Source organism: Intrasporangium calvum DSM 43043 (assembly GCF_000184685.1).
Taxonomy (GTDB): domain Bacteria; phylum Actinomycetota; class Actinomycetes; order Actinomycetales; family Dermatophilaceae; genus Intrasporangium; species Intrasporangium calvum.
The window spans coordinates 2,326,241-2,348,614 of the sequence record NC_014830.1 but is presented as its reverse complement, the minus strand read 5'-3'; the positions used below and the strand labels follow the sequence as shown (position 1 = coordinate 2,348,614).

The following is a 22,374-nucleotide window of genomic DNA, read 5'->3' as shown; positions in this document are numbered from 1 at the left end:
AATTGCCTACCAAAGGAGTTAGGAATGCTTGCGAACAGACGCACGCTGATCCTCGGATCCGGCCTGACGGTCCTGACCATGGCGCTCGCGGCGTGCTCGTCCGGCGCGGTCTCGACCGGAGACGGCGGCGCCACGGCAGGCGCCGGCGGAGCAGTCACCCTCAACCTGGCCACGGTGAACAACGGCCAGATGAAGGACATGGAGAAGCTCAAGACCGAGTACGAGGCGGCCAACCAGGGCGTCACCGTCAACTTCCAGGTCATGGAGGAGGGGGACCTGCGCAGCGCGGTCACCGCCGACGTGGCGAGCGGCGCCGGCCAGTACGACATCGTCACCATCGGCGCCTACGAGACGCCACAGTGGGGCGCCAACGGCTGGCTGCTCGACCTCACGCCGGAGCTGCAGGCGGACTCGGCCTATGACGTCGACGACATCCTGCCGCCGGTCCGCGACGCGTTGACCCACGAGGGCAAGCTCTACGCGGTCCCCTTCTACGGTGAGTCCTCGATCCTCATGTACAACAAGGAGGTCCTGGACAAGGCCGGCGTCAGCCTCGGCAACAACCCGACCTGGCAGGAGGTCGCGGCCGCGGCGAAGCAGGTCAACAGCGGCGACATGGCCGGGATCTGCATGCGCGGCAAGCCGGGCTGGGGTGACCTCTTCGCGCCGCTGACGACGGTCGTCCAGACCTTCGGCGGCAACTGGTACAACGAGCAGTGGGACGCGACGGTGAACACCCCGGAGTGGAAGGAAGCCGTCACCTTCTACAAGACGATGCTCGACGAGTCCGGCGAGAAGGACCCGGTCTCCTACAGCTTCAACGAGTGCCTGACCGCGCTCAAGGAGGGCAAGGCCGCGATGTGGGCCGACGCCTCGGTCGCGGCGTCGATGCTCGAGGCGGACGACTCGCCGGTGAAGGGCAAGATGGGCTACGCCCACATGCCCGTCAACAAGACCCAGGAGTCCGGCTGGCTCTGGAGCTGGAACCTCGCGGTCCCGGCCACGACGAAGAACAAGGACGCGGCGGTCAAGTTCGTCAAGTGGGCGACGAGCAAGGACTACCACAAGCTCGTCGGCCAGAAGATCGGCTGGTCCAACGTCCCGCCCGGCGCCCGCACGTCGACGTACGAGATCCCGGAGTACAAGGAGGCCGCCAAGGCCTACGCGCCGATCACGCTCGAGGTGATGAGCGCCGTCAACCCGAAGCAGCCGGGCGTCAACCCGCAGCCGTGGGTCGGGATCCAGTACGTCTCGATCCCGGAGTTCCAGGACGTCGGGAACAAGTGCGCCCAGTACATCGCGGACTTCCTCGCCAACCGCGGATCCGTGGACGACGCCCTCGGCAAGTGCCAGGCCGACGCGCAGGCCGCTGGGGCCAAGCACAAGTGAGCCCCAACTCCTGAGGTGTGGTGCCGGGCCCGGCGCAGGCCGGGCCCGGCACCCCCTCCGTTCATGCCATCCGGTCGTCTATTCGTTCGCCGGTCGCCCAAGGGAGTGTCGACATGACCACGACCAGTACGAAGTCTCCGCACACCAACCTCGACGAGGTGGCGGCGCGAGCCGCGACGGATGCCCGCCGCGTCCAGCGCAAGCAGCTGTGGACCAACCGTGGCCTGCTCCTGCCCGCCGTGATCTTCCTCGTCCTGCTGACGCAGGTCCCATTCATCGTCACCATCGGCTACTCGACGATGAAGTGGAACCTGCTGTACCCCAACGACCGTGGATTCAGCGGTCTGGACAACTACAAGTCGGCGCTGACCTCCGGTGAGCTCTGGCCCTCCGTGGTCGCCACGGTGCTCATCACGGCGCTCGCCGTGGTCCTGTCCCTGCTCCTCGGCCTGCTGTTCGCCGTCCTGCTGGACCGGAACCTCCCCGGCCGGGCCATCGCCCGCACCCTGATGATCACCCCCTTCCTGGTCATGCCGGCCGCCGCTGCGCTGATCTGGAAGTTCTCGATGTTCGACACGAACATCGGGATGGTCAACTGGATGTTGCGCACGCTGGGACTCGACACGGTCTCGTGGAGCACCAACTACCCCCTGGCCACCGTCGTCATCGTCCTGACGTGGCAGTTCACCCCGTTCATGATGCTGATCCTCCTCGCCGGCCTGCAGGGCCAGTCGAAGGAGACGCTCGAGGCGGCTGCCGTGGACGGCGCCGGCCCATGGCGGACGTTCACCTGGATCACGCTGCCCCACCTGCGGATGTACATCGAGATCGGAGTGCTGCTCGGCACGGTGATCATCCTCCAGGTCTTCGACCCCATCGCCATCCTCACGAAGGGCACGGGTGGGACGAAGACCCTCGCGTACCTGCTCTACGAGCGGGCCTTCATCGGCCTCGACGTGGGCCAGGCGGCGGCCTACGGCGTCGTGACCGTGATCCTCACGATCATCGTGGCGACCATCGCCCTCAAAACCCTCTTCAAGGTCTTCATGGCAGGAGGCAGCCGATGAACGCCCAGCTCAAGAACGTGCTGATCAACGTGCTCACCTGGGCGTTGGTCCTGATCTTCTTCTTCCCGGTGTTCTGGATGTTCATCAACGGCTTCAAGCCGGAGTCCGTCGCCTCGTCGATCAACCCCAAGGTGTTCTTCACCCCGGTGACCGATGGCTACCAGCTGGCGATGGACCGCGGGATGGCCGGCTACCTGCAGAACTCCCTCACGGCCTCGGTGACCGCGACCATCATCTCGGTCGTCATCGCCATCCCGGCGGCCTACGCGCTGAGCATCCGGCGGGTCAAGTCGGTCGAGGGGGCGCTGTCCTTCTTCATCTCGACGCGGTTCATGCCCCTCGCGGCCGTCGTCCTGCCACTCTTCATGATCCTCAAGACCTTCGGCATGCTCGACAACATCTACATGCTCGCCATCGTCTACGGGGCCATGAACCTGCCGGTGACCGTGTGGATGATGCGCTCGTTCTTCCTCGAGGTCCCCTTCGAGATCATCGAGGCGGCCAGAGTGGACGGGGCCGGCCTCTACCGCGAGCTGGTGCGGATCGTCCTGCCGCTCGTCCTGCCCGGGGTCGCGGCAGCGGCTCTCATCTGCTTCATCTTCGCCTGGAACGAGTACTTCCTCGCCCTGCTGCTGACCAGCTCGGCGGCCCGGACGACGCCGCCGTTCCTCGGCAGCTTCGTCGACGGGCGCGGACAGTTCCTCGCCGTCCTCTCGGCCGCGGCGACGATCGCCGCCCTGCCGGTGATCATCGCCGGCTGGGTGGCGCAGAAGCAGCTCGTGCGCGGACTGTCGATGGGTGCGATCAAGTGACCGTCCCGGAGGTACCGAGCAGAGGAGAACGACCCGTGGACCACTACACCCGAAGCCTGGCGGACACCGTTGTCCTCGTCACCGGAGCCGGTGGAGGGATCGGCGGTGCCATCGCTCGGGCCGTCCTCGAGGAAGGTGGCCGGGTCGTCGCCGGGGACCTCCGGGCCGAGGCGCTCGAACCACTGCGCCGGGAGTGGGACGAGAGCCGACTCGTCACCGGGCTCGGCGACGTCCGCGAGGAGGCGACCGCCGACGCGCTCGTCGCGGCCGGTGTCGAAGCGTTCGGACGGGTCGACTCCGTGGTCGCGAACGCAGCCATCGGGTACTACGGCGGACTCCTCGACTACTCCGCCGAGGAGTGCGCGCGGATGGTCGACGTCAACGTCAAGGGCACCGTGTGGCTGGCCCGGGCTGCCGTGCGGCAGTTCCGGGCCCAGGGTGAGGGCGGGGACATCGTCATCATCGGGTCGGTGGCGGGCCTGCTGATCGGCGGCGGCAAGGAGGCGGTCTACGCTGCGACCAAGGGCGCCCAGATCAACCTCGGCTACGCCCTGGACCGAGAGCTGCGCAGCGAGGGCATCCGGACCACGACCATCGCACCGGCCGGCGTCAACACCTCCTTCGCCGCGGCCGACGGCCGGTTCGGTGGCCAGGACCCGTCGCAGGGCTCCTTCATGGAGCCCCAGGACATCGCAGCGGCCGTCGCCTACACCCTGCGGCAGCCGCGGCGGATGCGGACCGAGCTGTGGACCATGTGGAGCCTCTCCGAGAACCACTGACCCGCAACCGACCACTCCACGGAGGAGACCCGATGAGCACTGCCACTGGGAGCGGGACCGCCGTTCCCCTCTCCGCCACGACGTTGGCCAGCCTTCCCCCGGAGGCGAGCCCAGCGGCATACGACCGTTCCTCCGTCACCGCGAGCATCGTCCACTTCGGCGTGGGCGGCTTCCACCGCGCCCACGAGGCGATGTATCTCGACCGGCTCATGCGGGACGGCACGGCCCTGGAGTGGGGGATCTGTGGGGTGGGAGCCCTCCCGCACGACCGGCGGATCGTCGACACGCTCACTCGGCAGGACGGTCTCTACACGCTCGTCGTGAAGCACCCTGACGGGCACCGTGAGCCGCGCGTCATCGGGAGCATCGTGGAGATGATGTTCGCGCCCGACGACCCGCAGGCCGTCGTCGACCGACTCGCGGATCCGCGGACGCGCATCGTCTCGCTCACCATCACCGAGGGCGGTTACCTCGTCAACCAGGTCACCGGTGAGTTCGACGCCGACGATCCTGCGATCCGGGCCGACCTGGCCGAGGGCGCCGTGCCCCGGACCGTCTTCGGGTACATCGTCGCGGGGCTCGCGGCGCGCCGGGCCGCCGGGTCGACCCCCTTCACCGTCATGTCGTGCGACAACCTGCCCGGCAACGGTGACGTCGCCCGCCGCATGATGACGGCGTTCGCGCGTCTCAAGGATCCGGGCCTCGCCGACTGGATGGACGAGCACGTCGCCTTCCCCAACAGCATGGTCGACCGGATCACCCCGGTGACCGCGCCCGAGGACATCGAGCGGCTCGCCGAGGAGTTCGGCATCGAGGACGGGTGGCCGGTCGTGTGCGAGCCGTTCACCCAGTGGGTGCTGGAGGACCGCTTCACCGACGGGCGGCCGCCGCTCGAGTACGCCGGCGTCCAGCTCGTCGACGACGTCGTGCCCTACGAGCTGATGAAGCTGCGCCTGCTCAACGCCAGCCACCAGGCCCTGTGCTACCTCGGCCACCTGTCGGGTCATCGGTATGCCCACGAGGTGTGCCAGGACCCGCTCTTCGTCGACTTCCTCCTCGGCTACATGGAGCACGAGGGCAGCCCGACGCTCCCCGACGTGCCCGGGGTCGACCTCGACGCCTACCGGCACCAGCTCATCGAGCGGTTCGCGAACCCCGAGGTCCGCGACACCCTCGCACGCCTCTGCGCCGAGAGCTCCGACCGGATCCCCAAGTGGCTCGTCCCGGTGATCCGGCGCAACCTCGAGACGGGCGGCGACATCGAGCGCTCCGCCCTCGTCGTCGCGTCGTGGGCGCGGTACGCGGAGGGCGTCGACGAGCAGGGCGCGCCGATCGAGATCGTCGACCGGATCAAGGACCGCGTCATGGCCGCGGCCGCCCGGCAGGGCGAGGACAAGCTCGCCTTCATCCGCGACCGTGACCTCTTCGGCGACCTCGCGGACGACGCGCGGTTCACCGAGGCGTATGCCGCTGGGCTCGACTCGCTGCACGCCAGGGGAGCGCGCGCCACCCTCGAGGCCCGCCGACCGCTCGACGTCCGTGGGTGAGCGGGCAGAAGGGGGAGGCCGGACATGAGTGATCGGACCCTCGTCGCGGGCATCGACAGCTCGACACAGTCGACCAAGGTCGTCGTGTGTGATGCAGAGAGCGGGGACGTCGTCCGTACGGCCAGGGCGCCACACCCGGACCGCACCGAGGTGGACCCCGAGCGGTGGTGGGAGGCCTACCGCACCGCGTCCGGTTCCGGGATCCTCGAGGGCGTCTCGGCCATCGCCGTCGGCGGACAGCAGCACGGCATGGTCGTGCTCGACGAGCAGGATGCCGTGGTGCGGGACGCCCTGCTCTGGAACGACACCCGCAGCGCCGGTGCCGCCGCTGACCTCACCCGTGAGCTCGGAGGCGTGAGCGCCTGGGTCGATGCCGTCGGGCTGGTCCTCGTCGGGAGCTTCACCGTGACCAAGCTGCGCTGGCTCGCCCAGCACGAGCCGGATCACGCCGCGCGCGTGGCTCGGGTCCTCTTGCCGCACGACTGGATGACCGGCCGGATCCTGCAGCACGGCAACGGCTTCGAACGGTGGACCACGGACCGGGGGGACGCCTCGGGCACGGGGTACTGGTCGGCGGCGACGGGGGACTACCGACTCGACCTGCTCGAGCTCGCCTTCGGGCGGCGTCTCGCCGTGCCCGAGGTCCTGGCCCCATCCGCACCCGCGGGCCGGACCTCCGACGGGATGCTCGTCGCGGCAGGCACGGGCGACAACATGGGTGCTGCGCTCGGCCTCGCGCTCTCACCCGGGGACGTCGTCGTGTCGCTCGGCACGAGCGGCACCGTCTTCACTCCGCACGACCACGCGATCCGCGACGAGTCGGGCGCTGTCGCCGGGTTCGCCGACGCGACCGGGCGCCACCTGCCGCTCATGTGCACCCTCAACGCGGCGCGGGTCCTGACGGCCGCGGCGGGGATGCTCGGTGTGGACCTCGACACCCTCGACCGGCTCGCGCTCGAGGCTGACTCGGGCGCCGGTGGGCTGAGCCTGTTGCCCTACCTCGACGGCGAACGCACCCCTGACCTGCCCCTCGCGACGGGGACCCTGAGCGGGCTGACGCGCACCAATGCCACGCCCGCCAACCTCGCGCGCGCGGCCGTCGAGGGAATGCTCTGCAACCTCGTCGCCGGAGTCGACGCACTGCGGGACCAGAGCGTGCGCGTCGAGCGGGTGCTGCTCATCGGCGGTGCCGCAGCATCGCGAGCGGTCCGAGCGATCGCGCCCGCCCTGTTCCGCGCACCGGTGGTCGTGCCCCGTCCCGCCGAGTACGTCGGGGTCGGGGCCGCTCGCCAGGCGGCCTGGGCCCTGTCCGGCGCGGCCCAGCCGCCCGCCTGGGGCCTCCGGGTCGACTCGGAGTATCAGGTGCCCGCGGGCGACACGAGTGACGTGCTCGAGCGGTACGCCGCGCTGCTCGCGCAGATGCACGGCCGCTGAGCCCGGTAGCCGCAGGTCGCGGTCACGGACTTCGAGATTCTGCCCCGGGGCCTTGCGTCGTGCGGAATGATCGGAGGAAGGACGACAGGGGCGTCGACGAAGAGCCACACCTGAGAACGGAAGGCGCCGTCATGCTCTCTCTCAGTCGCCGTCAGATCCTCCGGTCGGGCGCCGTCGGGGCCGTCTCGCTGGCCGTGCTCGCCGAGGCCGCCCCCGCCTCTGCCGCCCCGGCCGCCAGCGCTCCCGGAGCTGCCAAGGGCGGCAAGTCGCTCCTCACCCGTTCCCGCTTTGCCAAGGAGCTCGGGGCGACGTTCACGATGAGGAGTCCGGTCTCCACCTGGAAGGCGCGGCTCGAGGAGGTCGGCGACCTCGTTCCCCTCCTTCGCGTTGGGGACGAGTCGCGCTTCAGCCTGACCTTCTCGACGACCGAACCGGGCCCGCCCCAGGGGGCGTTCGATTTCAGCAGGCCGGGCTTCGAGGCGACGTCACTGTTCGTCATCGCGGATCGCGACCGGCGACGGTACGTCGCCATCGTCAACCGCCTCTGACGGCGGTCCCTATCGTGCCCAGCGGCCTCCGCGGGCACGGGCCAGGCGCAACGACGGCCGCTGGTGTTCCAGACCGAGCTCAGCCGTCACGACCTCGGCTGACCGGGGGTGCCGGCCGAGTCATCCTGATGTGGAACGGCTCCTCGGCGACAGCGCGGAAGCCGAAGCGCTCGTAGAGGCCTCGAGCCGGGTTGTCGCGGGCCACGTGGAGAGTTGTCGGGATGCCGACGGCATCGGCTTCAGCGATGAGGCGGTCGAGCAGCACGGAGCCGATGCCTCGTCCGCGCAGCGCGGGGAGAAGGGCGATGTCGACGAGGTGCAGCAGCGTGGGGGACCGGTGGACGTAGAGCCGGCCGGCCCGCCGGCCGTCCACCACCACGAGCAGGCGGTCGAGGTCGGGGAACGTCGTCGACCAGCTCGCGGCCTGGGCCGCGAACTGCTGGGCGAGGAAGGCTCGCATCGTGGCTGCGTCCCATGTCAGGGCAGCCAGCTCGGTCACCCGGGTCGACGCGTAGAGCGCCACGAGGAAGGGCCCGTCGGCGGGTTCGACGGATCGCAGCGTCACCGTTGCCTCCCGCGCCATGGTCACCCCGACCGTCGTCAGCTCCGCGGCGGGAAGATGCCCTGCAGCGCGATGCAGAAGTTGAGGGTGAGATAGGGCTGCAGGTTGTTGTGGGGGAGCCCGCCGCCGGTGGCGCTGAGCGTCTGCGGCGCGAAGTCGGTCGAGCCAGCCGGCGCCGCATACGAGTTGATCCCGCCGATCTCGTTGGCGAAGCGGCCGTTGGCGGGTGTGCGGTCGATGCCCTCGGCGGCAGAGACCTGGATCGCGTGGGTGTGCACCGGCATCTCGCTCTCCAGCAGGGTCACGTGGTCGCTCCCCCCGGTCTCACCCAGGTCTCGAACGGTGAGGCCGGGTCCTTGCCCCGGGTGCATCGGCGCGGCGCCGTTGAGGTTCGGCAGGGCGAACGTCGACCTCCCGTCGCCGCCGTACGTGGTGCCGAGCAGTGCGAAGAGCGCGGTGTTCTGCGAGATGGGCAGCAGCTGGCCGTTGCACATGGCCCACCCCTTGGGGGCGAAGCCGAAGCCGAAGACACGGATCTCGGCGACGAAAGGATCAGTCATGATGGTCCTGCTCCTCAGGTGGACTGCGGGAAGATGCCGAAGAGGCTGATGATGAAGCTGAGGCAGAGGAACGGCTGGAGGTTGGAGTGCGGCTGGCTGCCACCCGTGCCACCGATCGACTGCGGGTGCAGCGTCGTCGATGGCGCATCCGTCCCGTAGGCGAGGGTGGTGACCTCAGGGAGCGTGGCTGCCGCGTTGCCGCTCGGTGTCGCCGTCGTGCCGTTGTCCGTGGTGCCGAGCAGTGCGTGCGCGTGGGCCGGAATCTGGGTGGCCGTCAACGAGACCGACTCGGCGCCGCCCTGCTCGCCCAGGATGAAGCCGCTGCCCTGGTGCAGGGGAAGCCGCCCGCGCAGGTCGGGCAGGCCGAAGGTCGACTGCCCGTCTCCGCCATATGTGGTGCCGATGAGGGCGAAGAGCGTCTCGTTCTCGGAGATCGGGAGCAGCTGGCCGTCACAGAAGGCCCATCCGGCCGGGGCGAAGTTGCCGCCGAAGAGTCGGATCTCACCGACGAAGGGTTGCGACATGGTGGTCCTCAGTTCTGGGAGGGGAAGATGCCCTGCAGGGCGATGCAGAAGGAGAGCGTCAGGTACGGCTGCATGTTGAGGTGCGCCTGTGAGCCGCCGACGGGCCCGACCGCGGAGGAGTCCATGGCGACGAGGTTCTGCGCAGTGCCGTAGGCGAAGCTGCCGACGCTGGACGCCTTCATGACTGCGGGTCCGGTGATGCCGGTCGTCGCTGCGGCTGCCGAGGCCCGTTGGGGATGCGCGTGGGTGGGCAGCTCTGCCATCGTGAGGGTATGGGCCTGCTCGCCGCCCCTTTCACCCTGGGTGTGGCCCGCGCCCATCTGGATGGGCACCCGGCCCCGCAGGTCGGGAAGGGCGAAGTTGACCCTCCCGTCCCCTCCGTAGGTGGTGCCCAGCAGCGAGAACAACGCCTGGTTCTGGTTGATCGGCAGCAGCTGTCCGTTGCACTGGGCCCACCCCTTGGGGGCGTAGGCGAAGCTGAGGAGTCGGATCTCGCCGAGGAACGGTTCTGACATGGTTGCTCATCTCCTTCGAAACGGCTGGGGCTCAGAACGGCAGGACGCACGAGACGAAGCTGCTGCCGCTGACGATCTCGACCCGGGCCCCGCTCGTTCCTGCTGCGCTGCCGGGATTCTGGGTCGTGACGTACGCCACGGTCTGCGACGGGTCTGCCGGACTGGGGCTCAACCCGACGATGCCGAAGTCGTTGGTCGTGGCAACCGAACCCTGCTTGCGCAGGCCGAGACCGGGGGCGGTGCTACCGGTGCCGCTGCTGACGCTGCCTGCGGTGGTGTTGCCGGACAGCTCGAGGCAGACCGAGGTGTCGAGCGACGACGTGTTGCCCGAGTCGACCCGGATGCCGTAGGCGCCACTGAGATCCGTCGGTGCCGCCACCGTGTTGCCGGTGACCCGTGCGCGGGTGGTCCCGCTGTTGAGGGTCCCGGACCTGATCCCCGAGTTGGTGGTGCCGGAGACGGTGTTGTTCTGTACTGCCAGGTCGAGCACAGCACTGTCGAGCACCGCCCCTCCCACGGTCTGGGACGCCGTTCCGAAGGTGATGCCGAAGGCGCCGCCGATCTGCGTCTGCGGCCTGACCTGGTTGTTGTTCACCTTGCCCACGAGGTGGTAGTCGCCGAAGACGTTCACCGAGATGCAGCTGCCCCGGTTGAGCCCGAGTGGCGTGCCGACCGTCCCGTTGCCCGTGATGTCGATGTAGCCGGTCCCCCGGGCGGGCATGGTGACGAGGATGCAGTTGGTGTTCATCGGGTTGGTCGTGCTGTGGCCGCGGATCAGGTTGCCCGCCACGACGACCGCGTTGCCGTTGCCCGCGGTGCCGAACGTCCCGGCCGGTGCTCCGGCAGCGGCGGTGTTGCCGCCCTGCAGGACGATGCCGCCACCGGTCGGGAACCCGGTGATGTCGTTCCCGGAGATCGAGCCCTTGGTGACGCTGCTCACCGTGCTGGCCGACCCGAGCTCGTTGACCCGGATCCCCGAGCCAAGCGAGTCAGTCTGCGCGACAGGGCTGGTGATCTGGTTGCCGGTCAGCTGGAGGTTGGCGATCGTGCCGGCGTTGTTGAGGATGTCGACCCCGTGCTGGAAGGCGCCGAACAGCGTGGAGTTCGACACGGTGACGGCGCCGCTGAGGTTGGTCACGGTCGCACCGTCGTCGTTGAAGGCGATGTTCGAGTCGTGGGGCGCGCGGCTCGTTGCGCCGCTGCCGTTGATCGAGCCGTTGGTGAAGGAGAACCCGCTGACGCCCGTGCCGTCGACACCGGGGCCCCCCGCCGTGTTGACCAGCGAGAGGTTGTTGAGGCTGGTCCCCGTCGTGTTCGTGAGCAGGACGCCCGCTCCGGTGGTGTTCTGGATCGTTCCGCCGGAGCCGTCCCCGCCGAGGACCGTCGATCCGGTGCCGGTCACCGAGAGTGAGCCCTGGCTGCCGGTGCCGTTCAGGCGGATCCCGTTGACGGCGCCGTTGGCGCTGATGCTCCGGAAGGTGAGGCCCCCCGCTCCGATGGCGGTGGCGTCGACGACGAGCGCGGTGCCGGTCGTCGTGGCCAACGTGTTGGCGGAGCCGGTGACGACGACGGTGCCACCACCCGTCGCGCTGAACGCTGGCGCGGTCCCGGTCGAGGCGTTCACCCCGCCGGTCAGCTGGACCGTCGCTCCTGAGTTCGCGGAGAGCGTGACGCCGCCCGAGACCGCTCCGCTGAAGCTCGTGGTGCCACCGGTGCGGTTCGACATGGTCACCGCTCGCCCGGCATTTCCGCTGATGCCTGCCGCGACGGTGACCGCGCCGGATCCGCCGGTGAGGCTGACCCCGTCCGCACCGTTGCCGGTGACCTGGACAGCGGTCCGGGTCCCGATCGTCGCGGTCGTGACACCAGTGCCCACGACGCCGGCACCCGAGGCGCCGCTCACGGTGACACCTTGGACGTCCACGCCGCTGGCCAGCGTGAGTGCTGCACCCGCCGCATTGGTGATGACCGGGTTCACCCCGCTCGCGGTCACGAGCTCCGTACCCCCGATGGTCAGCCCGTTCGGCTGACCGAGCAGCTGCTGGTTGCCCTCGAGCACCAGGCCGCCGCCGTAGCTGCCGCCGTAGACGAAGATCGTGTCTCCGGGGCCGTCTGGGTCGACTCCGCCAAGCCCCGCGAGCGAGAGCAGCGGCGAGGACGATCGGCCGTCGTGCATGGCGGACCCGGAGGCGCCGTTGACGTACCAGACGATGTCGGACCCGATGCTCACCGTGACGGTGCCGCCGCTGGTCAGCTCGCCGTCGGTGACCTGATACGTGAAGGAGTCCGTCTGGCTGGTGTCCCCGACGCCCGGCAGGAACGTGAAGGAGCCGTTGCCCGCGATGGTCGCCGTGCCGCCGCCGACCGAGGACACCGTCTGGGCGACGGCGGTCAGAGTGTGCGGGTAGGTGGCATCCTCGTCGGTGTCGTTGCTCGTGAGGACGTTGCCGGTGAGCACCTTGTGGGGCCCGGTGCCGGTCGTCTGCACGACGGCGAGCGTGTTGCCGATCGCATCGGCGTAGGCGTCGGTCACGGCCACCGGTGGGTCGTTGACGTCGACCACGGAGATGACGAGGACCTCCTCGTGGGTGAGGGATCCCGAGTCGGTGACCCGGACCCGGATCGAGAGGCTCGACCTCACCTCGAAGTTGAGGACAGCGGCAGTCACGAGCGTCGTGCCGGAGATGCTGAAGGCCGCGTTGTCCGTGTCGCCTGCTCCGGGAACGATGCTGAAGCTCAGCGTGTCTCCGAGGTCGGGGTCGGTGCCGGAGAGCAGGCCGACCGTCGTACCGCTCGGCTGGTTCTCGTCGACCGAGCTCGACGAGAGTGCGACGTCGGTCGGGGCCTCGTTGAGGTCGATGACCGTGACCACGAGGGCCTTGTCGAAGTGATCGCCCGCCGAGTCGGTCGTCCGCACCCGGATGCTGCGGGTGGACGCGGTCTCGAAGTCGAGGCCAGCAGCCGTCGTGAGCGAGCTTCCGTCGATGGCGAAGAGCGCGTTGTCGGTGTTGCCCGGGCCCTCGACGAGGGTGTAGCTGAACGTCTCACCGGGGTCACCGTCGATCGTCGAGAGGGTACCGACCGTGGTTCCGGCGGGCTGGTTCTCCTGGACACTCGCCGGGTTGAGCGTGATGTCCGTCGGGGCCGAGTTGGCGCTGACGGTGAAGCTGAAGGTGTGGTCGGCGGCCATCCGGTCGGGCGGGTCGATGGAGTCGTCATCGCTCACGGCAGAACCGCTGACGGTGACGGTGCAGACGATGTCCGCGGGCAGGGGCCCGTCCGGGGCGAGGGTCCAGACGTTGCCGGCGCCCTCCCCGGTCGTGAACGAGACCGGCGAGCCGCTCGGGCACTCGAGGGCGAGACCGCCCGCGGCGACGTCGACCGCCTCGCTGAAGGTCACCGTGATGTCGGTGCCGGCGGGAACGTCCGTGGCGCCGTCCGTGGGTGTGGTCGCGACCACCTCGGGAGCGGTGTCGACCGTGGTGTAGGCGATCGTGGCGTCGGCCGCCATGGTGTCAGGAGGGTCGAACGCGTCGGCGTCGTGGACACGGGCCCCGAGGACGGTGAGTGAACAGGTCGCAGTCTGTGGGACGCCCGTCGGGGTCAGCGTGAGCGTGTCCGTCCCCGAGCCGCCGACGGCCACCGAGCGCTCAGTCGCATCGCAGGTCAACGTGAAGGCCGAGGCGGTGGCGGTCACCGCTTCGCTGAAGGTGAGCACGATGTCCGCGGCGGGGTCGACGCCGGCCGTCCCGTCCGCCGGGGACGAGGACACGAACGTGGGCGCCGCGTCGGTTGCGAAGGAGAAGGTGTGGTCGGCGTCCGGGCGGTCCGGCGGGTCCACCGCGTCGACGTCTTTGACCTCGGTGTGGTCGACGACCACGGTGCACGTGGCCCCGTCGGGGAGGGCGGCGTCAGGGGTGAAGGTCGTCGTCATGCCGGGGGAGCCGCTGATCGCACCGGCCACCGGCCCTGAGCCACAGTCGAGGACGATCGCGTTCGCCCCCGCCGTGACCGCCTCGCTCCAGGTCGCCCGCACCTGCGTGTCCGTCGCCACGTGGGCCGCATCGTCGAGGGGAACCGTGTCCGTGACTGCGGGGGCCACGTCCGCGGTGACGAACGCGACGGTGTGGTCGGCGCTCGGGTGGTCGGGCGGGTCCGCTGCGTCCTCGTCGCTGATCTGGCTCGCGTCGACGACGAGCTCGCACGCGTCGGCTGGTAGCAGGCGCGCCGTGGGGGTGAGCGTGATGCTCGTCCCCGGGGAGCCGGCCGCCACGACGGCAATGGCACCCCCGACGTCGCAGGTGAGGGTGAAGGCTGAAGCGGGCGCCGTGACCGGCTCGCTGAACGTCACGACGAGGTCCACGTCGACCGCCACGTCGGTCGCGCCCGCCGCTGGAGTGGTCGAGGTGACGATCGGTGGCGCGTCGACGGTGAAGCTGAAGACGTGGTCGTCAGCCATCGAGTCGGGCGGGTCGTTCGTGTCGGTGTCGCTGACCAGGCTTGCCGTCGTCGTGACCGTGCAGGCCGCGCCCATGGGCAGGTCACCATCGGGGGTGAGGGTGGCTGTGCTCCCGGGGAGCCCACTCAGCGCGAACGGGATCGTCACGCCCCCGCAGATGATGGTGAAGGCGTCGGCGAAGGCACTGACGTCCTCGCTGAACGTGATGGACACGCTCGAGTCACGAGCGGTCAGCCCGCCGTTGCCCGGGACGGTGGAGGCGACCGTCGGCGCGTCGTCGTTCGGGGTGACCTGGAGCGCGAGCTCGGTCGCCAGACACTCGCCGGGGTCGCCGACCCAGCGCAGCACCCCGCTGCCCGCTGCGGCGCAGAAGTACGTCGCGCCGGAGGTGGGCGGGACCGTGAGCTGACTCGCCGGCGGACGGCAGTCGCGGAAGCTGCTGAGCAGCCGGACCGAGCCGGAGGGCTGGACGCACAGCTGGACCGTGCCAGGTTTGAACGTGACCAGCGTCTCCTTCTTGCCACAGTCCCCGGGACCCTCGGCGAGGCGCATGGTGCCGTTGCTCTTCAGTGCGCAGGCGTACTGAAGCTCCGTCGGGCCCTCCTCGGCGGCCCCCCTCAGGGGGGACAGCATCCCGACGACGAGCACCAGCCCCAGGAGGGCGGCGATGCGGGCTGGGAAACGGGCTGCGATGCGGGCGCCAAGACGGGGGGACATGTGGAGGCCTCCTGCGCACGGCCCTGGTCGTCTCGGCGCGTGGCCCCCGTGGACGCACATCACCTGGAACGCCTGCCCGTGCAGTGGCTCTTTGGTACCACGGGTGACTCAGGTCACGTGACCGATTCCCGTAAGGTCCGATTCGCCCGGGTACTCCGGATCTGGAGCCACAGGACTCGGCCGCAAGCACGACCCAGCACTGCGCCGCTGCGCCGGCTCAGTGGCATACGGCCCCATCCTCTCCCACCCGGGAGGCCGCACCACCGAGCGGTCGCGGGCGATCAGGCACTCACCGGGCTGACGTCGAGCGAGTCCAGCAACGCCAGGACGCGTCGCTTGATCTCGTCGCGGATCGGTCGGACCGACTCCACACCCTGGCCCGCGGGGTCCTCGAGCTCCCAGTCCTCATAACGCTTGCCGGGGAAGATCGGGCAGGTGTCGCCGCAGCCCATCGTGATGACGACATCGGACTCCTTGACCGCCTCGGTCGTGAGGACCTTGGGGGTCTCGGCGGAAATGTCGATGCCCTCTTCGGCCATGGCGGCGACAGCCGAGGGGTTGACCTGGTCGGCGGGCGCCGATCCCGCCGAGCGGACCTCGACCTGCCCTCCGGACAGGGCCGTCAGGTAGGCGGCGGCCATCTGGGAGCGGCCGGCGTTGTGGACGCAGACAAAGAGGACGGAAGGCTTGTCGGGCATGGGTTCTCGGCTCCTGGTCGTCATGGTCGGCCTCCGGTGGTCGGGGCCGATGGGGCGTCATCGAGCATGGGTCAGGTTCCCTTCGCGCGTGGGCTGGGTGAGCTCGGAGAGGGCTGCCGTCCCGACGGGCTCGTTCGCGAGCAGGGGGACCACGGCGACGCGTGACGTGAGCTCGGCGACCCGGGCCAGCGCCGGCGCCTCAGCAGCAGCGCGCGCCCGCAGGAACGGCGAGGTGGGCTCGGCGGCGGTGAGGCTGTTGTTGACCACCCACGCGAACGGGCTGATCCCGGCGCGCGCGAGATCGGCCTGGAGGTCTTCCGCCTCGAGGACCGGTGTCGTCTCGGGCAGCGTGACGAGCACGACCTTGGTCGTTTTCGGGTCCTGCAGCCGCATCAACGGGGTCGTGTACTGCGCGCCCGGGCTCATCTGCCGGACGATCTCGCGGTGGTAGGAGCCGGTCGCGTCCAGGAGGAGCAGCGTATGGCCGGTCGGGGCCGTGTCGAGGACGACGAACTGCTTCCGGGAGCGGAACACGACCTGTGAGAACTGCTGGAAGACGGCGACCTCGTCGGTACATGGGGACTTGAGGTCCTCGGCGAGCACGGCCCGGCCGGCTTCGTCGAGGCTGGCTCCCTTGGTGGCGAGGACGCGGGCGCGGTACTCGGTGATGGCTCGCCCGGGGTCGATGCGGGAGACCGTGAGGTGGGCCACGTCGGCGGCCAGGGTCTCCGTCAGGTGGGCCGCGGGGTCGGTCGTGGTCAGCAGCACCTCGTGCCCCCGGCGCGCGAGCTCGAGCGCGACCGCGGCAGCGACGGTCGTCTTCCCGACGCCGCCCTTGCCCATGCAGAGAACGAGAGCGGGTCCGTCCTCCTCGACCTGGTCGACGAGCGTTCGCAGGCCGGCGAAGCCGTCGGGCACGGCCGCGGCAGGGTGGGCATGCTCCGGTGGCTCGAAGGAGGGGTCGAGCAGCGCGCGCAGGGCCGGCACGCCCACCGTGTTGAACGGCAGCAGCGGGATGGTGGTTCGCGGCAGGGAAGCGAGTCGCTGGGGGAGGGCGCCCAGGGCGGCCTTCTCACGTCGGGTCACTGCAGCGGCGAGGGGGTCGTCGTCCAGACCCGCCGGCATCGTCCCGTTGATCACCAGGTGGGCGTCGTGCATGCCCAGGTCGCGCAGCTCGTCGAGGGTCCTCGCGGCTTCCCGAAGTGCAGACGGCTGGGGACGGCTCACGAGCACGAGTCGGGTCCGGGCGGGGTCGGTGAGCGTGGCCAGCGCCCCGGCGTAGTCGGTCCGGAGCCGGTCGAGCCCGGCGACCGGGCCGAGGCAGGAGACATCGCCCTTCCCGTCCGCCAGGTAGGAGGTCCATTCACCGGGCAGCTGCAGCAGGCGGATGGTGTGGCCGGTCGGGGCCGTGTCGAAGAGGACGTGGTCGTAGCGGGCCGTCCGAGCGTCGTCGGCCAGCAGCGCGGCGAACTCGTTGAACGAGGCGATCTCGGTCGTGCACGCACCGGACAGCTGCTCGGTCATCGCGGCGACCTCCGCGGCGGGGAGGAGCTGCCGCACGGGGTCGATGATCCTCGCCCGGTAGGCGTGTGCGGCCTGCTGCGGGTCGATCTCGATCGCGTCGAGGCCCGGCAGACCCGGAACGGGGGTGACGACGTTGCCGATGGTGATGCCGAAGACCTGACCGACGTTCGAGGCGGGATCGGTGCTGACCAGCAGGGCCGACGCGCCGCCCTCGGTCAGTGCCACCGCCGTCGCACAGGCCAGGGACGTCTTGCCGACCCCACCCTTGCCGGTGAAGAACACGAACCGGGGTGGGTTCGCGAGGTAGGGCATCGGTGTCATCAACAGCACCCTTCTCCTCGACTCGGTGGGGCGGACGCGGCGTCCGATGAGACTCGGGTGAGCAGCGGGAGCCCGCGGCGCTCCTCCTGGGCAACGGTCGACGCGCCATCGCCGCGGTTGAGGCCGGCGTAGCGCAGCAGCTGTTCACGGGTGGGGTAGCGGCCGGTCAGCACGGTGACACCGTCGACCGTCGTGACGGGCAGCCCCTCGGACCCGACGACGTGGAGGAAGCCGCGGATCCCGTCGGACTCGATGAACGCCTCCGGGTCGCTCGCGAGGTTGTGACGCGCGACCGAGCCGCCCGAGCCGGCCGAGCCGCCCGAGCCGCCCGAGCTGTTGACGTGCGCGACATCAGCGGTGAAGGTGACCAGGGCCTGGTCCAGCTCGGGACCGCAGACACCGGTCCGGCAACAGAGGGCCGGCTCGTAGACGCGGACCTCACCCATGATGGCTCCTCGCGAGGGGGGCCGGCGCATGGGGAAAGCGACGGCGCAGCCAGAGGCTGACGTAGACGAGGCCGACCAGGACGGGTACCTCGATGAGGGGGCCGACGACCCCGGCGAGGGCCTGACCGGAGGTGATGCCGAAGGTCGCGATGGCGACCGCGATGGCGAGCTCGAAGTTGTTGCCGGCGGCGGTGAACGCGAGGGTCGTGGTGCGCTCGTACGTCATCCCGAGGGCCCTGCCCAACGCGTAGCCGCCGCCCCACATGAGGGCGAAGTAGACCAGCAGGGGAACCGCGATGCGGGCCACGTCCAAGGGACGGCTGGAGATCTGGTCACCCTGAAGGGCGAAGAGGATGACGATGGTGAAGAGCAGTCCGTAGAGGGCCCAGGGGCCGATCCGGGGAAGGAATCGCCTTTCGTACCAGTCGCGTCCGCGAGCCCTCTCGCCGTAGGTCCGTGAGAGGTAGCCGGCGAGGAGGGGGATGCCGAGGAAGATGAGCACCGACTTCGCGATCTGCCACGCGGAGACGTCGAGCGTCGCCTGCTCGAGTCCGAGCCAGCCGGGCAGGACCGACAGGTAGAACCACCCGAGACCGCCGAACGCGATGACCTGGAAGATGGAGTTGAGCGCGACGAGGACGGCAGCGGCCTCTCGGTCGCCGCAGGCCAGGTCGTTCCAGATGATGACCATGGCGATGCAGCGCGCGAGGCCGACGATGATCAGCCCGGTGCGGTAGGCGGGCAGGTCGGGCAGGAAGATCCACGCGAGGGCGAACATCAGCGCCGGGCCGATGAGCCAGTTGAGCACGAGCGAGCTGACAAGCATCCGCTTGTCTGCCGTGACGGTGTCGAGCCGGTCGTAGCGGACCTTGGCCAGCACGGGGTACATCATCACGAGCAGGCCGAGCGCGATCGGCAGGGAGACCCCGTCGATCTCGACGGCTCCCAGGGCCTCGCCCAGTCCCGGCACGACCCGACCGAGGAGCAGCCCAGCCACCATGGCGGCGCCGATCCAGACCGGGAGGAACCGGTCGAGCGTCGACAGGCGCTCGGTCACATGGTCGGTCGCGGGACCATTGGGCCGTATGCCGCTGGGCTGGGTCACGTCGGCGTGCTGGCTCATGTCGGGTGGCGTCTCGCTTCCATGGAGGTGGACCGGAAGGTTCAGGGTTCCAGTCGGTATCGATCTATGTCAATATTGACCGTGTTCGATATGCCGTGGAGTGAGCAACGAGACAACAGGAGGTGGACGACGGGTGGCACGACCAGTCGCGCTCCAGGGGAACCTGCTCGAAGGGGCCATCGGCAAGTGCTGTGGAGCCCCCGCGCGGGCACCGCTGACCCGGCCCGAGGCCGAGGAGGTGGCGACCCTGCTCAAGGCGGTCTCCGACCCGGCCCGGCTCCAGCTCCTGAGCATCATCCGGTCCGCCGCCGACTGCTCCGCCTGCGTGTGCGAGCTCGTTCCGGCGGTCGGGCTGTCCCAGCCGACCGTGTCCCATCATCTGAAGGTGCTCACCCAGGCGGGCCTTCTCATGCGCGAACAGCGTGGCACGCAGGCCTGGTTCACCCTCGTCCCGGAACGGCTCGACCAGTTCGGCCAGATCTTCGCCTGACGGCGAAAATCTTGCGTGACGCCGGCCTCGACGCTGCTGATCTGCAACGCGACCTTAACGGGGCCACAGTGCTGTGGAGACTCCAGCACGGCGAAGGCGTAGCCGCGGTTCTCCGGCTGCTGAACAGCCGCGAAGACGACGGATAGACCGCCTAGGGCACCGGCGCTGACGAAGGCTCTGACCCGGTTCGATCCCGTGGCGCGTCCAGCGTTCGAGGCCCCGGCCACGCGATAGGGGGACACCGTGGCGGGTGCTCAGCCCTTGCCACGCTTCTTGGTCGCGTTGGGGTGATGGGTCTCGACCCGCTCCAGCATCACCGTCTGACCCTCGACCCAGTACCAGATCCGGGCACCGTTCTTGAGCTCGTACTGGCGACGGTCATGGCTCACGCCGCTGCGTGTGACCGTCGCCAGGTCGCCCTTGAGCCGGCCATGCGGAGACTCGTCAGCGAGGGGCTTCTTGGTGAGGTAGTCCCATGCGTCCGTGAGCGCGTTCTTCTGCGTCGCGCACATGTCGGTCCATCCATTGCGTGCCTGCGAGGTCGCGTATTTGATGACCCACTCGGTGCTCTTGGTCGGGCATGCGACGGTCCCCTGCTTGGTCGCCATTCGTTGTCGTCAGACGACGTCGGTCCGCGGATCGGCCGCGGCCTCATCATCCTCGAGCCAGTCCACGGCCATGTCGGCGGTGTAGCCGGCCGCGTACGCCTGAGCCGTGCGATGCCATTCCTCCAAGACTTTCAGGAGGCGGTCAAAGTGGCGCACCGCGGCGCACGCCCGGGCAACGCTCACGATCTCCTCAGCAAACGCCTCCCGCTCGGCCTCACTCAGGAACATGAGCCAGGGAAATGGACCCAGCAGACGAGCGGTGAATGGCTCGTTTGAGGGGTCCAGGGACGCCGCAACGAGCTGGGCGGCAAGTTCAAGGCCGAGTTGGTCGCGGCGCGCCTGGGCCTCAGACGTGAGGATCAGAGGCTCCCCGTCTCGCCGGGTGATCAGGACAGGGCCATCCTCGGCGGCAGCAAAGACGGCCGCGGGCTGACGTGAGAGTTCCGAGGACTGGAACGTGTGGACCTGCAGAGCAGCGGACATGACCCCATCTTCAGATCACGTTCTGAATTTGTCAAATCGTTTGGCATGACGGGAGACCCTACGGCGCGTGCCTCTCGGAAGCAGCCGACAAGGTGCTGGTTGCACTGAGCGCCGTCCAGCCCGTCGGCGTGCCGCGCGGTCATGCAGTGAGCTGGCCGTCGCGCTTCTCGATCGAGCGATAGAAGCAGGGGCCCGATCAGCAACAGCACCGGACGCCAGGTGCCCTGGCTCACGAAGTCGTCGGCCGCACGTCGTAGCTGGGACGACGTCCCGGTCCCACCCCAGACGGACCACGGCGCCACGTCCGGATTTGCCGCACTGAGGGCGAAGACGGTCGTCCGAAACTGCCACGGACGGGACGTCTGGTCTTGCCTCGAACTGGTGGCATGCGGGCTGGACACCCACGCCGATTATGGTCATACTTTGGACCATGACGAGCATTCCACTGGCCGACGCCAAGGCACACCTGTCCGAGGTCATCAGCCGAGTGAGCAAGCACCACGAACGAGTAACCGTGACCGTGCACGGTCAGCCCTCGGCCGTCCTGCTGGCGCCCGATGACCTCGCGATGCTCGAGGAGACCATCGCCGTCTTGGGGGACCGCGACCTCATGACGCAGCTTGCCACCGCCGACGCCGACCTGGCTGCCGGCCGTGTCGAGACCCAAGGCGACCTCGAGGCGGCGATGCGGTCACGCCGGACCTCGGCGTGACCAACGGTCGCTACCAGTTGCGGATCGTCTCCTCAGCTCGCCGACACATGACTGAAGATCTCCCAGAAGCCGTCGCCACCGCCGCCTTCGAGTTCATCACCGGCCCCTTGCTCGAGAACCCTCACCGCGTGGGCAAGCAACTGCGCCCACCCCTGACAGACCGACACAGCGCACGACGTGGCACCTATCGCATCCTCTACCGCATCGACGAACAAGCCCAGACGGTGACCGTCCTAGCGATCGGCCACCGTGGCGACATCTACCGTGCGTAACTGAGCACAGAGGTCTTCCTCTTCTGCCGCGGGGAGGACGTTCGTCCAACGGCGGCATGCGGAGCATGTTTGCGCGACCATGGCGCACCTTCCGTTCGCACATGGGCCCCGCAGTTAGGAGCGAGTATCCGGCTCTGTCGCCCGACCGCGACGGTCGCGCGTCGCTTTCCACTCACGCACTTCCTTCCGGCCTTCCATTGCGTGCCGGACGATCGCAACAATGCCCCAAACAAACCAGGCGGCCATCGCCACGAGCAAGACGCCTACGTAGATGGCCAGCGCTCTGTCCGGCAGGTGGTCGGCTAAGGGCAGCAGGATGAAGGCGGCAGCCAGCAACCCGTATCCGGTGAGGGTTAGCTGCCGGCGGAGCCGTCGCTGCTTTTCTTGCAGCGGCGCCGAAGGCGCGAACCAATGCTCCGTCCTCATGCAGGCCAACCCCGATCACCCATCCTTGCTCCAATCTGGCGGGCGGATGTCGCTCGCGTCGAGTCGTCGAGCAGCCAAATGCCCATCCAGGGCACGACCTTAGGGGACGAAGGTAATGGGAACGCACTCACATGCCGCTCTGCGGGCGAACGCCCGACCATGCCGCGGATCGCGCTCGTCTATCGGCCGATGACCGCCTCCCGGTCCGACCCACTCATGGCTCAGATGGCAGGCTGACCCAGTGGCCCACGTGATCGAACCACCGAACTCCGTAGTGCTGCTGGTCGGCCGCGACGAGTACACGCCACCAGAGTCCCTCGCGGACAGAATCGTCGCAGCCACGGGCGACTGCGTGGCG

At 69.2% G+C, this 22,374-nt stretch carries 22 protein-coding genes; 10 read left to right on the top strand and 12 right to left on the bottom strand.

Annotation, left to right across the window (positions count from 1 at the left end; translation table 11 throughout):
- Nucleotides 1–24: 24 nt before the first annotated feature.
- The 7 genes from INTCA_RS10635 to INTCA_RS10605 all read left to right on the top strand — a co-directional run bounded on the left by INTCA_RS10635 (nt 25) and on the right by INTCA_RS10605 (nt 7,576).
- Entirely contained in the window at nt 25–1,389 is a 1,365-nt protein-coding gene (locus INTCA_RS10635; RefSeq protein WP_013492921.1) for an ABC transporter substrate-binding protein, read from the top strand.
- Nucleotides 1,390–1,502: 113 nt separating this feature from the next.
- Nucleotides 1,503–2,456 (top strand): carbohydrate ABC transporter permease, encoded by a 954-nt coding sequence (locus tag INTCA_RS10630; RefSeq protein WP_013492920.1) that lies wholly within the window; start codon nt 1,503–1,505, stop codon nt 2,454–2,456.
- Nucleotides 2,453–3,268 carry a carbohydrate ABC transporter permease gene (locus INTCA_RS10625; RefSeq protein WP_013492919.1) on the top strand — a complete coding sequence of 272 codons (816 nt, stop codon included), beginning with the start codon at nt 2,453–2,455 and terminating at the stop codon, nt 3,266–3,268. Before INTCA_RS10630 ends, INTCA_RS10625 begins: the two co-directional genes overlap by 4 nt.
- Nucleotides 3,269–3,303: 35 nt before the next feature.
- A complete protein-coding gene (locus INTCA_RS10620) occupies nt 3,304–4,047 on the top strand; it encodes an SDR family oxidoreductase (protein ID WP_013492918.1) in 744 nt (247 codons plus the stop codon).
- Between the two features lie 32 nt (nt 4,048–4,079).
- Complete coding sequence (locus tag INTCA_RS10615) at nt 4,080–5,594, top strand: mannitol dehydrogenase family protein (RefSeq protein ID WP_013492917.1); 1,515 nt, start codon at nt 4,080–4,082, stop codon at nt 5,592–5,594.
- A 24-nt stretch (nt 5,595–5,618) separates the two neighbouring features.
- The gene (xylB, locus tag INTCA_RS10610) at nt 5,619–7,028 is read left to right on the top strand and encodes a xylulokinase (protein WP_013492916.1); all 1,410 of its coding nucleotides are present in this window, start codon (nt 5,619–5,621) and stop codon (nt 7,026–7,028) included.
- A 131-nt stretch (nt 7,029–7,159) separates the two neighbouring features.
- On the top strand, nt 7,160–7,576 hold the full coding sequence (locus tag INTCA_RS10605; protein ID WP_013492915.1) for a DUF6916 family protein: 417 nt from the start codon (nt 7,160–7,162) through the stop codon (nt 7,574–7,576).
- Nucleotides 7,577–7,655: 79 nt separating this feature from the next.
- Here INTCA_RS10605 and INTCA_RS10600 read toward each other — a convergent pair whose 3' ends face one another.
- From INTCA_RS10600 to arsB, 9 genes are all read right to left on the bottom strand, one after another.
- On the bottom strand, nt 7,656–8,141 hold the full coding sequence (locus INTCA_RS10600; protein ID WP_169312913.1) for a GNAT family N-acetyltransferase: 486 nt from the start codon (nt 8,139–8,141) through the stop codon (nt 7,656–7,658).
- Nucleotides 8,142–8,176: 35 nt separating this feature from the next.
- Entirely contained in the window at nt 8,177–8,698 is a 522-nt protein-coding gene (locus tag INTCA_RS10595) for a phage tail protein (protein WP_013492913.1), read from the bottom strand.
- Nucleotides 8,699–8,712: 14 nt separating this feature from the next.
- Entirely contained in the window at nt 8,713–9,222 is a 510-nt protein-coding gene (locus INTCA_RS10590; protein ID WP_013492912.1) for a phage tail protein, read from the bottom strand.
- Nucleotides 9,223–9,230: 8 nt separating this feature from the next.
- Nucleotides 9,231–9,737 carry a phage tail protein gene (locus tag INTCA_RS10585; RefSeq protein WP_013492911.1) on the bottom strand — a complete coding sequence of 169 codons (507 nt, stop codon included), beginning with the start codon at nt 9,735–9,737 and terminating at the stop codon, nt 9,231–9,233.
- Nucleotides 9,738–9,768: 31 nt separating this feature from the next.
- Entirely contained in the window at nt 9,769–14,913 is a 5,145-nt protein-coding gene (locus INTCA_RS18720; RefSeq protein WP_013492910.1) for a beta strand repeat-containing protein, read from the bottom strand.
- 281 nt (nt 14,914–15,194) lie between these two features.
- Entirely contained in the window at nt 15,195–15,611 is a 417-nt protein-coding gene (locus tag INTCA_RS10575; protein ID WP_013492909.1) for an arsenate reductase ArsC, read from the bottom strand.
- A 57-nt stretch (nt 15,612–15,668) separates the two neighbouring features.
- A complete protein-coding gene (gene arsA / locus INTCA_RS10570; protein WP_013492908.1) occupies nt 15,669–17,456 on the bottom strand; it encodes an arsenical pump-driving ATPase in 1,788 nt (595 codons plus the stop codon).
- The gene (gene arsD / locus INTCA_RS10565) at nt 17,456–17,902 is read right to left on the bottom strand and encodes an arsenite efflux transporter metallochaperone ArsD (protein ID WP_013492907.1); all 447 of its coding nucleotides are present in this window, start codon (nt 17,900–17,902) and stop codon (nt 17,456–17,458) included. Before arsD ends, arsA begins: the two co-directional genes overlap by 1 nt.
- Nucleotides 17,895–19,025, bottom strand: coding sequence for an ACR3 family arsenite efflux transporter (arsB, locus tag INTCA_RS10560; protein WP_013492906.1), 1,131 nt, complete (start codon nt 19,023–19,025; stop codon nt 17,895–17,897). Before arsB ends, arsD begins: the two co-directional genes overlap by 8 nt.
- 133 nt (nt 19,026–19,158) lie before the next feature.
- Here arsB and INTCA_RS10555 point away from each other — a divergent pair, with 133 nt between their 5' ends.
- A complete protein-coding gene (locus INTCA_RS10555; RefSeq protein ID WP_013492905.1) occupies nt 19,159–19,515 on the top strand; it encodes an ArsR/SmtB family transcription factor in 357 nt (118 codons plus the stop codon).
- 254 nt (nt 19,516–19,769) lie between these two features.
- On the opposite strand, the gene INTCA_RS10550 is transcribed toward INTCA_RS10555, so the two are convergent.
- Both INTCA_RS10550 and INTCA_RS10545 read right to left on the bottom strand, forming a co-directional pair.
- Complete coding sequence (locus tag INTCA_RS10550; protein WP_244859819.1) at nt 19,770–20,027, bottom strand: hypothetical protein; 258 nt, start codon at nt 20,025–20,027, stop codon at nt 19,770–19,772.
- A 105-nt stretch (nt 20,028–20,132) separates the two neighbouring features.
- Nucleotides 20,133–20,606 (bottom strand): hypothetical protein, encoded by a 474-nt coding sequence (locus tag INTCA_RS10545; RefSeq protein ID WP_013492902.1) that lies wholly within the window; start codon nt 20,604–20,606, stop codon nt 20,133–20,135.
- Between the two features lie 430 nt (nt 20,607–21,036).
- On the opposite strand from INTCA_RS10545, the gene INTCA_RS10540 reads away from it, so the two are divergent.
- Both INTCA_RS10540 and INTCA_RS10535 read left to right on the top strand, forming a co-directional pair.
- Nucleotides 21,037–21,318, top strand: coding sequence for a type II toxin-antitoxin system Phd/YefM family antitoxin (locus INTCA_RS10540; RefSeq protein WP_013492901.1), 282 nt, complete (start codon nt 21,037–21,039; stop codon nt 21,316–21,318).
- A complete protein-coding gene (locus tag INTCA_RS10535; protein ID WP_013492900.1) occupies nt 21,315–21,590 on the top strand; it encodes a type II toxin-antitoxin system RelE family toxin in 276 nt (91 codons plus the stop codon). The genes INTCA_RS10540 and INTCA_RS10535 overlap by 4 nt, the downstream gene beginning before the upstream one ends.
- A 114-nt stretch (nt 21,591–21,704) precedes the next feature.
- Here INTCA_RS10535 and INTCA_RS10530 read toward each other — a convergent pair whose 3' ends face one another.
- Nucleotides 21,705–22,016: a hypothetical protein gene (locus INTCA_RS10530; protein WP_041307550.1), complete on the bottom strand. Its 312-nt coding sequence runs from the start codon at nt 22,014–22,016 to the stop codon at nt 21,705–21,707.
- Nucleotides 22,017–22,374: the final 358 nt, after the last annotated feature.